The sequence below is a fragment of the Sphingopyxis sp. LC363 genome (assembly GCF_000756385.1).
Taxonomy (GTDB): Bacteria; Pseudomonadota; Alphaproteobacteria; order Sphingomonadales; family Sphingomonadaceae; genus Sphingopyxis.
The window spans coordinates 216,749-229,691 of sequence record NZ_JNFC01000001.1 but is presented as its reverse complement, the minus strand read 5'-3'; the positions used below and the strand labels follow the sequence as shown (position 1 = coordinate 229,691).

Sequence of the window (12,943 nt, the reverse complement as noted above, 5' to 3'; positions counted from 1 at the left end):
GAAATAATCACCACTCATCGCTATAAACGAGATGGTTATTCCATATGGTTATATCTCTCGCTGCGGCATCGAGCAGCGCCCGACCGCGCGGCATGCCGGGCGCGGCGATGCCGGACACTTCGCGCAGCTTGTCCTCGACCGCCCGGGCGACATGCCGCGTCGGCACATGCTCCTTATTTTTTGTCCATATCGTGCCCGGCATGAGGATCGGGTTCGGGTTCGACAGGTTTCGGCGCTTCCGGCGCGGCCTTTGCCCGCGGCGGCACAGCGGCCTTCGCGGCGGGTTCTTGCTTGGGGCGGGATTTCTCCGGAGGCATCGCTTCTTCGGTCGGCGCCGCCGGGGCAGACGCGGCGGGCGGCTCGTCCGCTACGGGCATGGTCTCGACCATTGCGGGCGGCTCACCGGCAGTGACCTCACTCTGTTCCGGTGTGACGTCGCTCTGCTGCGCGGGCTCAGTGCCGCATCCTGCCAGAGCAAATATCAGCGCGGCGGCGCTCGCTAGGGGAATGAATCTCGTCATATCTGTCTCCTCTTCGTGTCGGCAGGTCATGCGCGGAATTCAGAAACCTTGCCGTCGCTGCCGAATGCCATCACTTCGAATGCGTCCGCGCTTCCGTCCGGCATTTCCATTCCCGGAGAACCGCGCGGCATGCCGGGCACGGCGATTCCGCGAATGTCGCGTGGCTTGTCGTGGAGGAGTCTCGCAACATGCCGCATCGGCACATGACCCTCGATCGCATAGCCGCCGATCACGGCCGTGTGGCACGACGCCAGCTGGCCAGGCACACCATATCGCGTCTTTACGGCGGCCATGTCAGCGCGGTTCTCGACAGTCACATCATAACCGGCCTTGCGTGCGATATCCGCCCAAGCTTCGCAGCAGCCGCATTCGGGATCGCGATAAACGAGCATTCGCTTGGGGCTGGACGTCTCGGCGCCCGGCGCGGGCGCCGCGCCATTCTTATCGCTGGTCGCCGCCGGGCCCGAGGCAGAATTGCATGCCGCAAGCGCCATCCCCGATCCGACCGCAATCAGGCCGAAAAGATGACGGCGCGTCATCAGATTTTTCATGTCATTTCCTCGCGAGAATGGATTTCATCTGTTCGATTTCGGCCGCCTGCCCCGCGATGATGCCGCGGCAGAGTTCGCGTATCTCGGCATCTTTGAGAGAAGCCTGTTCACACATGAGGATCGCGCCCGAGTGATGCGGGATCATCGAACGCAAGAAGGCCGTGTCGCCGATCGTCGTCTGTGTCCGGATGAGCCCGAAGCTCCCGAAGAAGGCAACTGCCGATCCCAGCAGCAGGAACGTATTGAGACGTTTCGACGGGAACATGCCCGGCATTGCGACGATCATCAGCACGACCATCGGCGAGACCATCATCAGCGTCATGTAGAGCATGTTGAGATTATTGTAGAAGCTCGAGAGGCGGTCGATCATGACGAACATCACCAGATACATGATGACGCCGCTGACGATCGTCTGCAGCGCGAGGCTGCGATAGGCTGGTTTCACGGCATTTCTCCTCGACGTGTCGCCACCCCGCGAAACTTCTAGAACCAGGCCCGCACCCCCATCACGAAGCTGACGCCGCTCGCATCCTCGCCCGCGGCGCGGGCAAAACGCGCGGTATCGCCGACCTTGCGCGCCCATTCGACGCCGACATAAGGCGCGAATTCCTTCACGACCTCGTAACGCAGGCGAAGCCCGAGCTCGAAATCCGAAAGCCCCGAACCAACGCCGGTCTCGGGGACATCCTGGAGCGCAAAATTGACCTCCGCCATCGGCTGGAGGATCAGTTTCTGGGTGATGCGCTGGTCGTAATAGCCTTCGAGCCGGGCGAGCAGATCACCCTTGTTCGAAAGAAACAGCGCGCCCTCGACTTCGAACCAATAGGGGGCGAGCCCCTCGAAGCCGATCGTCGCATAGGTGCGGTCGGGGCCGGGCCCAAGATCCTGCCTGATACCCGCCTGCGCGTTGAAATAGGGTCCGATCGCCCGGCTGTAGAGCGCCTGTACCTCGGCGCTCTCGATGCCTTCGCCGAACACGCCCTCGCCTTCGCTCTTGATCGTCAGCCGGTTAATGTCGCCGCCGTACCAAGCCTCACCGTCCCAGCGGAACCCGTCGCGGCCCTTGCGCGCCTGATATTCGGCAAGGTTGAAGCTGATGAAAGCGATGGTCTGCGCACCATTCTCTTTCATCATGTCGTGGCGCGAATGCTCCATTTCGGCTTGGGGATAAATGCGATCGGCATACCAGTCGCCGGGAGGCGCAGGCGCGGTAGCATCGCCCGGCGGCAAATCGGTGCCGCTAGCGCTGCTCGTGGTCGCCATGCCTTCCATTCCCGCCATCGCGTCCGCAGATCCGCCCTTCGGGGTGCAATGGCCCATTTTGGCATGTTCGGGCGGGCAATCGGGATCGGACGGCTGCGGTGCGCCATGATCCATCGCACCCATGTCCGAAGCGCCCTTGCCTGGAGCTTCCGCCTCAGGCGTACAATGACCCATCGCCGCATGTTCGGGCGGGCAGCTTGAAGCCTCGGGTTCCATGTCCATGCCCTGCATGTTCCCATGGTCCATCTGCTCCATCGACCCTTCGGCGGGCGCTTCGGGCGCGGACTGCGCTACGGGTGCTGGCGTTGGCGAGGGAGCGGGTGTCGGCGCGGGCGCCGCACCATGCATCGAATGATCCATCGACTGCGCCGCGGCGGGCACAGCAAAGGCCAGCGGGGCGATACCCGCGAGGAGAAGCGCGACCCGGGTCATTCGCCGTCTCCCTTCGGACGGACGCTGACGACGCGCATCATCCCCGCGTGCATGTGATAGAGAAGGTGGCAATGGAACGCCCAGTCGCCGAGCGCGTCGGCGGTGAAATCGAAGCTCGCGATGCCGCCCGGCTGGACAAGCACCGTATGCTTGCGCGGCGACCGGTCGCCCTTGCCCGTCACCAGTTCGAAAAAATGGCCGTGGAGGTGGATGGGGTGGCTCATCATCGAATCGTTGATGAGGTTGATCCGCACGCGCTCTCCCTCGATGAAGGGGATGGGCTCGTGATAGTCGGACATCTTGATGCCGTCGAACGACCACATGAAGCGTTCCATATTGCCGGTCAGATGGATGTCGAGCGAGCGCGAGGCGGCGCGGGTATCGGGGTTGCGCTCGAGCGCGACAAGGTCATGGTAGGTCAGCACCTTGTGCCCGACATTCTCCAGTCCCTGCCCCGGCTCGCCCATGCGATCCATCGGCATCGGCGAGATCGTCTGAACGCTGGGATCGCGCTTGACCTGCGGCGCGACACTGAAGTCGCGCATGCTGTGCTGCATGCCTCCGCCAGATCCATGATCCATGCCCGCCATCGCGCCGCTTTCCCCCGCTGGCGTACAATGGCCCATCTTGGCATGTTCGGGAGGACAAGAAGGGTCGCTCGCCGGCATGGGCATGGCGCCCATATCGCCGCCCGAATGGTCCATACCCGCCATCGCGCCGCCCGACATGTCGCCCATGCCCATGTCCTTCATGGTCGCGAGCGGCCGTTCGCGGAGCGGCGGCACCTCGGCGACCATGCCAGCGCGCGGTGCGAGCGTCGCGCGTCCCATGCCCGAGCGGTCATTGGCCTCGGCAACGAGCGTATAAGCACGGTCCTCGACCGGGGTCACGATGACGTCATAGGTTTCGGCGACCGCGATCTGGAACTCGTCGATTTCGGTCGGCACGACATTGAGCCCATCAGCCTGGACGACGGTCATCCTGAGGCCCGGGATACGGACGTTGAAGATCGTCATCGCCGACGCATTGACGATGCGCAGGCGTACCCGCTCGCCGGGGCTGAAGAGCGCGGTCCAGTTGTCGCGCGGACCATGGCCGTTGACGAGGAAGGTGTAGGTCGAACCATTGACGTCGGCGACGTCGGTCGGGTCCATCCGCATCTTGCCCCAATCGATCCGCTCCTTGAGCGGTTGATCCTTGCCGGCAAGCAGGCCCGCCAGCGTCTGGCGCTGCATGTTGAAATGGCCGGGATTGACCTTGAGCTTGCGGAAGATCGCCTCGGGCGACAATTGACTGTGGTCGGACAGGACGACGACATGCTCGCGGTCGTAGCCGATCGGGTCGGCGCCCGCGGGATCGATGACGATCGGGCCATAATGGCCGAGCTGTTCCTGAAGCCCCGAATGGCTGTGATACCAATAGGTCCCCGATTGAACGACCGGGAATTCATAGACAAACTTCGAGCGCGGCTTGATCCCGGGGAAGCTGACGCCGGGCACGCCGTCCATCTGGAACGGCAGGATCAGGCCGTGCCAGTGAATCGAGCTGTCCTCGTCGAGATCGTTGACGACGGTGAGGCGCGCGTTTTGTCCCTCCTTCAGCCGGACGAGCGGCGCGGGCACGGTGCCGTTGATCCCGATCGCGCGACTGACCTTGCCGTCGATGCGCATCGTCTGGCGCGCGATGCGCAGCGTTATGTCATTGCCGGATACGGTCGGAAGCGGCGCGGTGATGCCGGACGACACCGGCTGGGCCCAGGCCGGGAACCATGCGGCCATCGCCGCAGCAGCCCCTCCACCCAAAGCTCCACTGACGAACCGACGCCTTTCCATCTGCATATTCTTTCCGACCGTTACTGACTGTTCCTAAAGCTATACGCAGGCGGCACGCCTGCCCCTCAATAAAAATGCCGGACGATGAGGAGATGCCGCCTGAACGAGCGGTCGAACCCTCAACCCTCGGCGCTCGCAGATGTTCCCGCGAGCAATTCCCGGAGCCTGGTCCGCGCTCGATAGAGGCGCGTTTCGACTGTTTTCTCGCTGACCCGCAAAATGACCGCTGTTTCGGCCTGGCTGACCTCGTCGACACCGCGGAGGAGCAACACTTCGCGCAAATTCTGCGGCAGCTGATCGATCGCCCCGCGAACCCTGGCGAGCTCTCGCCTGTCGGTCGCCGCGGAATCGGGCCCAGGACCATCGCTTGCTACGTGATGCGCATTTTCGAGCGGGAGCGCGCGGGAGAAAAAGGCGCGCACCTTTCGCCGTCGTGCCCAGTCGCGACATTTGTTGAGCGCGATACGGGCGATCCATGTGCGGAAGGGGCGTTCGCCATCATAGCGATCGAGCGCCGAAAAGCCGGAGACGAACGTCTCCTGCGTCAAATCCATCGCCTCGTCGGCATCGCCGATCTGCTTTACGATGAGCCGGTAGACGCCCGTTTTGTAACGGCGCAGCAACTCGCGATAGGCGTCTTCGCGGTGCGCGCGCGCAAAGGCCGCCAGATCCTGGTCGCTACATTGCGATAGGTCGGCGCTCACCGCGCATCGGCGGTCAGCGCCTTGACCACGCTTTTGTCGAACATTTCCGCTTGATCGGGGTTGAGAACCCCGCGCATCGCGAAGAGATGCTGGAGCGTTTCCTTCTGCAATGTCCCCATCACCTCATGCGTCTCGTCGATCGCCTCGGTGACGCGCGGTCCATAGCCATGCTCGGCTTCGATCGCCTGCGCGAGCCGGACATTGGCGGCGCGCATCTCGAGTTCGAGCGCCTGGCGGCGACCGGCGAAGTCGGCTTCGATCCGCTCGAGTTTCTTTTCCTGCTCCGGGGTCAGGTCGAGTTGGCCGTGGAGAAGCGCATGAAGTTCGGTTTCGCTGGCTTTGGGCGCATCGGCTACCAGACGGCCGATGAACACGCCGGCAATCGCCGCGGCGAAGGCAATGAGCCCCAAGAGAAGAAGACGGCGCGACGGCATCGCTACTGTACATCCAGCAAGGTGGAAGGCACCAATGCGCTAGGCGGGCCGAATGGGGTCAGGGGGCTTGCCGCGACCGCCGGCTGGGAAATCGCACTCCCCGCAAAGACACCGCCGCCGAGCGAGACAAAGGCCGCGAGCGCCATCAGGCGGCGCATCGCTACCGCTTCGCGCCGGCGGATCGCCAATGCGCCCATGATGCGATCATCGAGCGCATCGAGCGCTGCGGGCAGATCGATCCTGTTCAAAATGCGAAGCTCCTTATCCATCGATCGTCTCTTCAAACCTTTCCATCATTGTACATACGCGCCGAAGCGCCTCACCCCTCACACCAGAATATTATTCCGGAATATTTGAGGGCCATGCCGATATCCTGCGTATTAGCAGGACAGACACGCATTTGGAGGTGTTCATGTTCAAGTCTCTTCTCCCCTCTGCAGCGGCGGCTTTCGCTCTGCTTCTCATGCCGGCCACGGCAAGCGCGCACACCAAGCTCGTCAGCTCGACGCCCGCCGCCAATTCGACCGTTTCGAAGGTCACGTCGGTCAATCTTCAGTTCAACGAAAAGATCGTCGCCTCGACCCTCAAGACCGAGCTGGTCATGACCGGCATGCCCGGCATGGCCAATCATGCCCCGATGAAGGTGCCTTACTCGTCGATGATGGGCAAAGAGGGCAAGTCGGCGATGCTGATGCTCAAGCGGCCGCTGACAGCCGGAACCTACAAGGTCACATGGTCGGCGGCGGGCGCTGATACCCACCGCATGGGCAGCGAATTCAGCTTCACCGTAAAGTAAAAGACGGTGGGGGACCCCGTTCTGATCGGCATCAGGTTCGCACTTTATGCGGACCTGATGCTCATCGCCGGCCTTGCTGCGTTCCCGCTTTTTGCGCTGACACGGAGCGAACGCCTTGCGCCGCAGTCGATGATGGCCTCGATCTGGCGCGCAGAGCGATGGCTCTGCGCCGCCGGACTGCTTCTCTCCATCTTGGGGATGGGCGTGCTCGCGGCTTCGATGCAGGGTGTGGGGCTCCTCTCCCTGGAACTCCAGCCTTTTTGGGACCTTGTTCGCGAGACCGAGGTCGGCACAGCCTGGGTCTACCGGAGCGCAGCGCTGCTGCTCGCGCTGGGAGTCGCGATCTGGATGGTCCGCTGGCCGACAACTTCGGCCGCCGTACTCGCGGCCGCGGGCTCGGTGGCCGTCGCGAGTCTGGTCTGGTCCGGCCACGCCGGCGCGACCGAAGGCGCCGCAGGCACCGTGCACCGGATCAGCGACATCTTGCACCTGATTGCAGCGGCGGTCTGGATCGGCGCGATCGGCGCCTTCCTGATCCTGATCTCACCACGTCGTGTCCGCGAATGGCCGGGCGGACTCCAAATTGCGGCGCGGAGCCTCGATCAATTCTCGCGCGTCGGTACGATCTGCGTCCTCGTCATCGCCGCCACCGGCCTCGTCAACAGCCAGATGATCGTCGGCGCCGAGAATCTCGGCCGTTCCCTCGGCTCGCCCTATGGACAATTGCTTCTCGCCAAGCTTGCGCTGTTCGGACTGATGCTGGCGCTCGCGGCGGCGAACCGCTGGCGGCTGACCCCGGCGCTCGCGGCCGCCGTCCCGGGGACCGATACCGACAATGTCGACGCCGACCCCGACCTCGCGATTGCAGCCATGCGCAGAAGCCTCATCATCGAAGCGTCGGCCGCGCTCGCCATACTCGCGCTGGTTGCCTGGTTCGGTACGCTCGAACCCTTCGTCACCGCCGATCCGGTTTGACCCCAAGCACCGCCTCTTGGTCGGGTTCGATCATGCTCGGGACCGGCTGGGCGCTCATTGACGCGCGCATCGGGAGCAGCCGTCCCCATAACCATGTGGCGCACCAGATCAGCCTCGCCATCGAACGCGACCTCGAAATTTCCGGTGATGCCGACCTGATAGTTCCCGCCGGACACGCCATTGCGATAGCGTCGCATGTCCGGCACCGCCTCGGGCCGCCGGGCGCCCTCGTGCGGTCATTTTATCTCGACCCGCTTTTTCGTGCCGGCACCCGGCTGTCCGCCGGATCGGCGCCTGTCCTGTTGACGCCGATAGAGACAGCCGGACTAGGTGACATCGCAAGCGGCGCGGACGCGAAGCGCTGGGCGTCCGACTATCTCGACCGCTCGCAGGCGCGTCCGGTGGATGCCCGCCTGTCCGAAGTGCTCGCGGCCCCTGACGATTTGTCGACCGCGCGCGCCTTGGCCGACGTCGCCTGCCTTTCGCCCTCGCGCCTCCGCGAAATCGTCAGCCGCGACTTCGGCGTGCCTCCGGCCAAATTGCTGCAATGGCTCCAGCTTCAACGCGCCGTGCGGACGCTGGTCGGCGGCGGAGGTCTTGCCGACGCCGCGGCGGCGGGAGGCTTCGCCGATCAGTCGCACTTCACGCGCCGCTGCGCTCAATGGCTAGGCGTGACGCCTTCGGCCGGCCTTAGTGCCTTCGCGTTCGAAATCGTGCCCTGAGCCGGATGCGCCTCGCACCGCGTCGCCCCGGCGAAACATTCAAGACTGCCGCGCCTGTTTGCCCTTAAGCGTCTCGTCGAGACCGGCGATTGCGGCCGCAATCCGGCGGCAAGCCAAAGCGTCGAAAGGAGACGGCCATGCCCGACCCGAAACCCGTAGCAAGATCCTACACGCCAGCGGCAGGATATCACTTCCTGACGCCCTTTTATGATTTCGGCGTCGCGGTGACAACGCGCGAGCGCGTGTGGCGCGACCGTCTCGTTCGCCATATGGCGCTCGGCGAGGGTGACGTCATTCTCGATATCGGCTCGGGTACGGGAAATCTTGCGCTGGCGATCGCTCGCCATAGCCGGGACGTCCGCTATCTTGGTTTCGACCCCGACGAGGCAGCGACGCGAATTGCCCGAACGAAGACCGCGCAGATTGTTCCACCGCCGGAGTTTCGAGTTGGCTTTTTCGCGGCTTCGGCGATCGATGACTGGCCCCCGCCTGCCAAGATTGCGATCTGCCTCGTCCTTCATCAGGTCGGGCTTGAGGAAAAGGCACGTCTGCTACGCGAGGCCCGGCAGGTGCTCGCGCCGGGCGGCAAACTCTATGTTGCCGACTATGGGGAACAGCGCAGCCGCCTCATGCGGTTGTTGTTCCGCCTCACGATCCAGCAGCTCGACGGCGTCCAGGACACCCAGCCCAACGCCGATGGATTGCTCCCGGTGCTGATGAGAGAGGCAGGCTTTTGCGATGTTCGCGAGCTTGAGACGTTCCGCACGCCAACCGGTGCGATCGGGATCATCGAGGCCCGAAAGCCCGGGACCTGACGGCACGGGGCAAAGAAAATCCAAGGGATAACCGCTCTTCTTGCGTATCGATAGAAGCGGCTCCATTCTGGAACCGCCAGGAACGACGCCAACGGCGAACTCGACCGGTGGCGTTTGGACCGCCCCGCCGCGAGGCGGGCATCCGACACATACGGGAGCGGCGGCGATGCACGATCATCAGGGCGCAGAAAAAGGCAGCGGGAGCACGACTGATCCGGTCTGCGGCATGATGGTCGATCCGGCCACCACACCTCATATCGCGACGCATAGCGGCAAGCATCACTATTTCTGCAGCGCAGGCTGCCTCGCCAAATTCGAGGCCGATCCCGATCTTTATGCCGCAAAACGCGAGCCGGCCGCAGCCGATGCACCCGAAGGCGCCATCTGGACCTGCCCGATGCATCCCGAGATCCAGCGCGCCGGCCCCGGAAGCTGCCCGATCTGCGGCATGGCACTCGAGCCCGTCATGCCGACAGCATCGGGCGGCCCCAGCGAAGAATATCGCGATATGCGGCGGCGCTTCTGGATCGGGCTCCTTCTCGCACTCCCGGTGGTTGCGCTCGAAATGGGCGGCCATCTGACAGGCCTCCACCAATATGTCGGCCGCCAGACGAACAACTGGGTCCAGATGCTGCTCGCGACCCCCGTCGTTCTATGGGCGGGCTGGCCCTTCTTCGAGCGCGCCTGGCTCTCGATCCGCAACAAGAGCCTCAACATGTTCACCCTCATTGCGATGGGGACGGGCGTTGCCTGGGGCTACAGCATGATCGCGGCGATTCTCCCGCAAATCTTCCCGGCAGCCTTCCGCGCCGCCGATGGCTCGGTCGCGGTCTATTTCGAGGCCGCCGCGGTCATCACGGTGCTGGTGCTACTCGGGCAGGTGCTCGAACTCAGGGCCCGCGAGACGACGAGCGGCGCGATCCGCGCGCTCCTTGACCTGACACCGAAGCTCGCCCGGCGCGTCCGCAGCGATGGAAGCGACGAGGAGGTAGCGCTCGAGGAAGTCGCGGTCGGCGACATGCTGCGCATCCGTCCGGGCGAAAAAGTCCCCGTCGATGGCATCGTCGTAGAAGGCCGCGGCACGGTCGACGAATCGATGGTCACGGGCGAATCGATGCCGGTGACCAAGGCGGCCGGCGCGGCGCTGATCGGCGGAACGATCAACCAGACGGGCGGCCTGCTCATGCGCAGCGAGAAGGTCGGGCGCGACACGATGCTCGCGCGGATCGTACAAATGGTCGCCGACGCGCAGCGCAGCCGGGCGCCGATCCAGCGTCTCGCCGATACCGTTTCGGGCTGGTTCGTGCCCGGCGTCATCGTCGTCGCCATTGTCGCTTTCGTTGTTTGGTCGCTTCTGGGGCCCGCGCCCGCCATGGCCTATGGCCTTATCGCCGCCGTCTCGGTGCTCATCATCGCCTGTCCCTGCGCGCTCGGCCTCGCGACGCCAATGTCAATCATGGTCGGCGTGGGGCGCGGCGCCGAAGCCGGCGTGCTGATCAAAAATGCCGAGGCGCTTGAGCGGATGGAGAAGGTCGACACGCTCGTCGTCGATAAGACCGGGACGCTGACCGAAGGCAGACCCTCGGTCGTCGCCATCGAAGTCGCCGGCGGCTTCGAGGAGCAGGATCTGCTCCGGATTGCCGCGAGCCTCGAGCGCAGCAGCGAACATCCATTGGCGGCCGCGATCGTCAAGGCCGCCGAGGACCGGGGCCTCGCGCTGGTCGAGCCATCGGGGGTCGACCAGCCGGTCGGCAAGGGTATCGTCGGGGTCGTCGACGACAAGGCGATAGTCCTCGGCAATGCGAGCTTTCTTGAAGAATATGACGTCGATCTGGGCGCGCTCACCGAGGCAGCCGACCGCCTTCGCACAGACGGCGCGACGGCGATTTACATCGCGGTCAATGGCAAGGCGGCCGGGGTCATCGCCATCGCCGACCCCGTCAAGGAAACGACGGGCGACGCGCTCGCTGCGCTGCGCGAAGCCGGAATCAAGGTCATCATGCTCACCGGCGACAATCGCGTCACCGCCGAGGCGATCGCGCGGCGCCTCGGCATCGACGACGTCGAGGCCGATGTCCTCCCCGACCAGAAGAGCGCGGTCGTGCAGCGGCTGCGCGAAGAGGGCCGGATCGTCGCCATGGCCGGCGACGGGGTCAACGACGCCCCCGCGCTCGCCGCCGCCGACGTCGGCATCGCGATGGGCTCGGGAACCGATGTCGCCATCGAAAGCGCGGGTGTGACGCTACTGCGCGGCGACCTTCTGGGCATCGTGCGGGCGCGGCATCTCAGCCATGCGACGATGGCGAACATCCGTCAGAATCTCTTCTTCGCTTTCGCCTATAATGTCGCCGGGATTCCCGTCGCTGCGGGCGTGCTCTATCCGATTTTCGGACTATTGCTCTCGCCGGTCATTGCCGCCGCTGCAATGGCACTCTCGTCCGTCAGCGTCATTGCCAATTCTTTGCGGCTGCGCTTTGCCAGAATCTGATCGAAACCACGGGAGGCACTCGTGAAGTGTCGGCACAACAAGGGGAAATGATATGAGACGACTGACGATTACAGCAATCGCATTGGCCATGCTGGTGGCCGTCCCGGCTCAGGCGACCGAGCCTGCGGATTTTCAGGGCGCGGCGGCAGCGCTCGCGCAGTATAAATCGGCGATGGAGAAACTGGACCTGACCGGCGTCGAGGCCCTCTTTTCGCCAGACGCCCAGATATTCGAATCCGGCGGCGTTGAAGGGAATTTCGCCCACTATCGCGACCATCACCTGGGTCCCGAACTCAAGGAATTCAAATCCTTCACCTTCCGCAATTACAAGATTTCGGTTCGCGGCGAAGGAAATATCGCGATCGCAACCGAGACCTACAGCTTCTCGATTGTGCTCGCGAGCGGCGAGACCATCGAACGGGATGGCGTCGCTACGAGTGTCCTCAAACAGGACAACGGAAAGTGGCAGATCTTCAATCTCCACAGCTCCTCACGCAAGCCGAAGGTGCGACCGGCGGGTGGCAGCTGAGCGGGCAAAAAAGGGGCTAGTCCTCACGATCTCTCCGAACCCACACCTAGCAGGACGCATGAGCCCGAGCGGGTGTGGGCACCCTGAAATGGCTCGTCGCGGCAAGTACGGAAACGCCTGCCTCGTCTGTGACAAGGGCAAAGCTGTTGGGGTGCGTATCATCTGTTGAACAGCCGCCGCATTGCGTTCGGCTGCAAAGCTCAAGGCCTGTTATGCGGGAGATAGATAATGGAGCGATTTCGAACTTTCGATTTCCGAAAGCATATGCCGAGCGTGACGTTCACGCTGCTGGCGGTGGCCCTGATAGCGGGCGCGGGTGCGATCACCGTCTATCTCGGCCTATATAATATAGCGGCCGATGCCCCCCATAACCGGCTGACTTACAGCGTCATCGAAACATTCAGGGAGAAGTCCATCGCAGCGCGATCCGGATCGATCGCGGTGCCGGCAGATTTGGCGGCTCCGGCGCGGATCGCGTCGGGCGCAGGTCTCTATACCGAGATGTGCAGCGGCTGCCATCTCGCGCCCGGGATGGAAAAGACCGAAATGAGTCAAGGGCTGTATCCGCAAGCGCCCGTCTTGTTCAAAGGTTCGGAACGTTCGGCTGCGGAGCAATTCTGGATCATCAAGCATGGCATCAAGATGACCGCCATGCCGGCCTGGGGGAAAACGCATGATGATCGTCTCATCTGGGATATGGTCGCGTTTGTCCGAAAACTCCCTGGCCTGTCGCCGGCACAATATCAGGCTATTACGCAGAATGCGCCAATGGACCATGACGCGATGATGAAGGGCATGACAGAGGCGGAAGGCGCGAGTCAGAAACCAAGCGGAGCGGGCGAACACGCAGGGCACTGAGGTCGTCGACAATTATGCAGCGC

Annotated in this window: 16 protein-coding genes; 7 read left to right on the top strand and 9 right to left on the bottom strand. The window is 63.6% G+C overall.

Annotated features, from left to right (window positions below):
* Positions 1-7: 7 nt before the first annotated feature.
* The 9 genes from FG95_RS20405 to FG95_RS00975 form a co-directional block, all read right to left on the bottom strand.
* Positions 8-166, bottom strand: coding sequence for a hypothetical protein (locus FG95_RS20405; protein WP_231292907.1), 159 nt, complete (start codon positions 164-166; stop codon positions 8-10).
* Between the two features lie 7 nt (positions 167-173).
* On the bottom strand, positions 174-521 hold the full coding sequence (locus FG95_RS01010; protein ID WP_003046382.1) for a hypothetical protein: 348 nt from the start codon (positions 519-521) through the stop codon (positions 174-176).
* A 26-nt stretch (positions 522-547) separates the two neighbouring features.
* The gene (locus tag FG95_RS01005) at positions 548-1,015 is read right to left on the bottom strand and encodes a DUF411 domain-containing protein (RefSeq protein WP_223181175.1); all 468 of its coding nucleotides are present in this window, start codon (positions 1,013-1,015) and stop codon (positions 548-550) included.
* 58 nt (positions 1,016-1,073) lie between these two features.
* The gene (locus FG95_RS01000; RefSeq protein WP_223181178.1) at positions 1,074-1,463 is read right to left on the bottom strand and encodes a DUF305 domain-containing protein; all 390 of its coding nucleotides are present in this window, start codon (positions 1,461-1,463) and stop codon (positions 1,074-1,076) included.
* Positions 1,464-1,555: 92 nt separating this feature from the next.
* Complete coding sequence (locus FG95_RS00995; RefSeq protein WP_003046391.1) at positions 1,556-2,767, bottom strand: copper resistance protein B; 1,212 nt, start codon at positions 2,765-2,767, stop codon at positions 1,556-1,558.
* Positions 2,764-4,599, bottom strand: a complete 1,836-nt coding sequence (locus FG95_RS00990) for a copper resistance system multicopper oxidase (protein ID WP_374046507.1) — start codon at positions 4,597-4,599, stop codon at positions 2,764-2,766. The genes FG95_RS00995 and FG95_RS00990 overlap by 4 nt, the downstream gene beginning before the upstream one ends.
* 119 nt (positions 4,600-4,718) lie before the next feature.
* Positions 4,719-5,303: an RNA polymerase sigma factor gene (locus FG95_RS00985; protein WP_003046398.1), complete on the bottom strand. Its 585-nt coding sequence runs from the start codon at positions 5,301-5,303 to the stop codon at positions 4,719-4,721.
* A complete protein-coding gene (locus FG95_RS00980) occupies positions 5,300-5,737 on the bottom strand; it encodes a periplasmic heavy metal sensor (protein ID WP_003046401.1) in 438 nt (145 codons plus the stop codon). Before FG95_RS00980 ends, FG95_RS00985 begins: the two co-directional genes overlap by 4 nt.
* 2 nt (positions 5,738-5,739) lie before the next feature.
* On the bottom strand, positions 5,740-5,985 hold the full coding sequence (locus FG95_RS00975) for a hypothetical protein (protein ID WP_137870392.1): 246 nt from the start codon (positions 5,983-5,985) through the stop codon (positions 5,740-5,742).
* A 215-nt stretch (positions 5,986-6,200) separates the two neighbouring features.
* On the opposite strand from FG95_RS00975, the gene copC reads away from it, so the two are divergent.
* The 7 genes from copC to FG95_RS00940 all read left to right on the top strand — a co-directional run bounded on the left by copC (position 6,201) and on the right by FG95_RS00940 (position 12,920).
* Complete coding sequence (copC, locus tag FG95_RS00970; RefSeq protein ID WP_231732871.1) at positions 6,201-6,533, top strand: copper homeostasis periplasmic binding protein CopC; 333 nt, start codon at positions 6,201-6,203, stop codon at positions 6,531-6,533.
* A 6-nt stretch (positions 6,534-6,539) separates the two neighbouring features.
* Positions 6,540-7,508, top strand: coding sequence for a copper homeostasis membrane protein CopD (gene copD, locus FG95_RS00965; RefSeq protein ID WP_003046408.1), 969 nt, complete (start codon positions 6,540-6,542; stop codon positions 7,506-7,508).
* A gap of 32 nt (positions 7,509-7,540) precedes the next feature.
* On the top strand, positions 7,541-8,230 hold the full coding sequence (locus FG95_RS00960; protein WP_003046411.1) for a helix-turn-helix domain-containing protein: 690 nt from the start codon (positions 7,541-7,543) through the stop codon (positions 8,228-8,230).
* Positions 8,231-8,367: 137 nt separating this feature from the next.
* A complete protein-coding gene (locus FG95_RS00955) occupies positions 8,368-9,045 on the top strand; it encodes a class I SAM-dependent methyltransferase (RefSeq protein WP_003046415.1) in 678 nt (225 codons plus the stop codon).
* A 166-nt stretch (positions 9,046-9,211) separates the two neighbouring features.
* Entirely contained in the window at positions 9,212-11,533 is a 2,322-nt protein-coding gene (locus FG95_RS00950) for a heavy metal translocating P-type ATPase (protein WP_037553293.1), read from the top strand.
* A 52-nt stretch (positions 11,534-11,585) separates the two neighbouring features.
* Positions 11,586-12,062 carry a YybH family protein gene (locus tag FG95_RS00945; RefSeq protein WP_037553291.1) on the top strand — a complete coding sequence of 159 codons (477 nt, stop codon included), beginning with the start codon at positions 11,586-11,588 and terminating at the stop codon, positions 12,060-12,062.
* Between the two features lie 264 nt (positions 12,063-12,326).
* Positions 12,327-12,920 (top strand): c-type cytochrome, encoded by a 594-nt coding sequence (locus FG95_RS00940; protein WP_223181176.1) that lies wholly within the window; start codon positions 12,327-12,329, stop codon positions 12,918-12,920.
* Positions 12,921-12,943: the final 23 nt, after the last annotated feature.

What these genes read in the sequence shown, in the direction of transcription:
- FG95_RS00955 (WP_003046415.1), top strand. Translation starts at nt 8,368, where the DNA reads ATGCCCGACCCGAAACCCGTAGCAAGATCCTACACGCCAGCGGCAGGA.
- FG95_RS00980 (WP_003046401.1), bottom strand. Translation starts at nt 5,737, where the DNA reads ATGCCGTCGCGCCGTCTTCTTCTCTTGGGGCTCATTGCCTTCGCCGCG.
- FG95_RS00995 (WP_003046391.1), bottom strand. Translation starts at nt 2,767, where the DNA reads ATGACCCGGGTCGCGCTTCTCCTCGCGGGTATCGCCCCGCTGGCCTTT.
- FG95_RS01005 (WP_223181175.1), bottom strand. Translation starts at nt 1,015, where the DNA reads ATGGCGCTTGCGGCATGCAATTCTGCCTCGGGCCCGGCGGCGACCAGC.
- FG95_RS01000 (WP_223181178.1), bottom strand. Translation starts at nt 1,463, where the DNA reads ATGTATCTGGTGATGTTCGTCATGATCGACCGCCTCTCGAGCTTCTAC.
- FG95_RS00940 (WP_223181176.1), top strand. Translation starts at nt 12,327, where the DNA reads ATGCCGAGCGTGACGTTCACGCTGCTGGCGGTGGCCCTGATAGCGGGC.
- FG95_RS00960 (WP_003046411.1), top strand. Translation starts at nt 7,541, where the DNA reads ATGCTCGGGACCGGCTGGGCGCTCATTGACGCGCGCATCGGGAGCAGC.
- FG95_RS00950 (WP_037553293.1), top strand. Translation starts at nt 9,212, where the DNA reads ATGCACGATCATCAGGGCGCAGAAAAAGGCAGCGGGAGCACGACTGAT.
- FG95_RS00990 (WP_374046507.1), bottom strand. Translation starts at nt 4,599, where the DNA reads ATGGAAAGGCGTCGGTTCGTCAGTGGAGCTTTGGGTGGAGGGGCTGCT.
- copC (WP_231732871.1), top strand. Translation starts at nt 6,201, where the DNA reads ATGCCGGCCACGGCAAGCGCGCACACCAAGCTCGTCAGCTCGACGCCC.
- FG95_RS01010 (WP_003046382.1), bottom strand. Translation starts at nt 521, where the DNA reads ATGACGAGATTCATTCCCCTAGCGAGCGCCGCCGCGCTGATATTTGCT.
- FG95_RS00945 (WP_037553291.1), top strand. Translation starts at nt 11,586, where the DNA reads ATGAGACGACTGACGATTACAGCAATCGCATTGGCCATGCTGGTGGCC.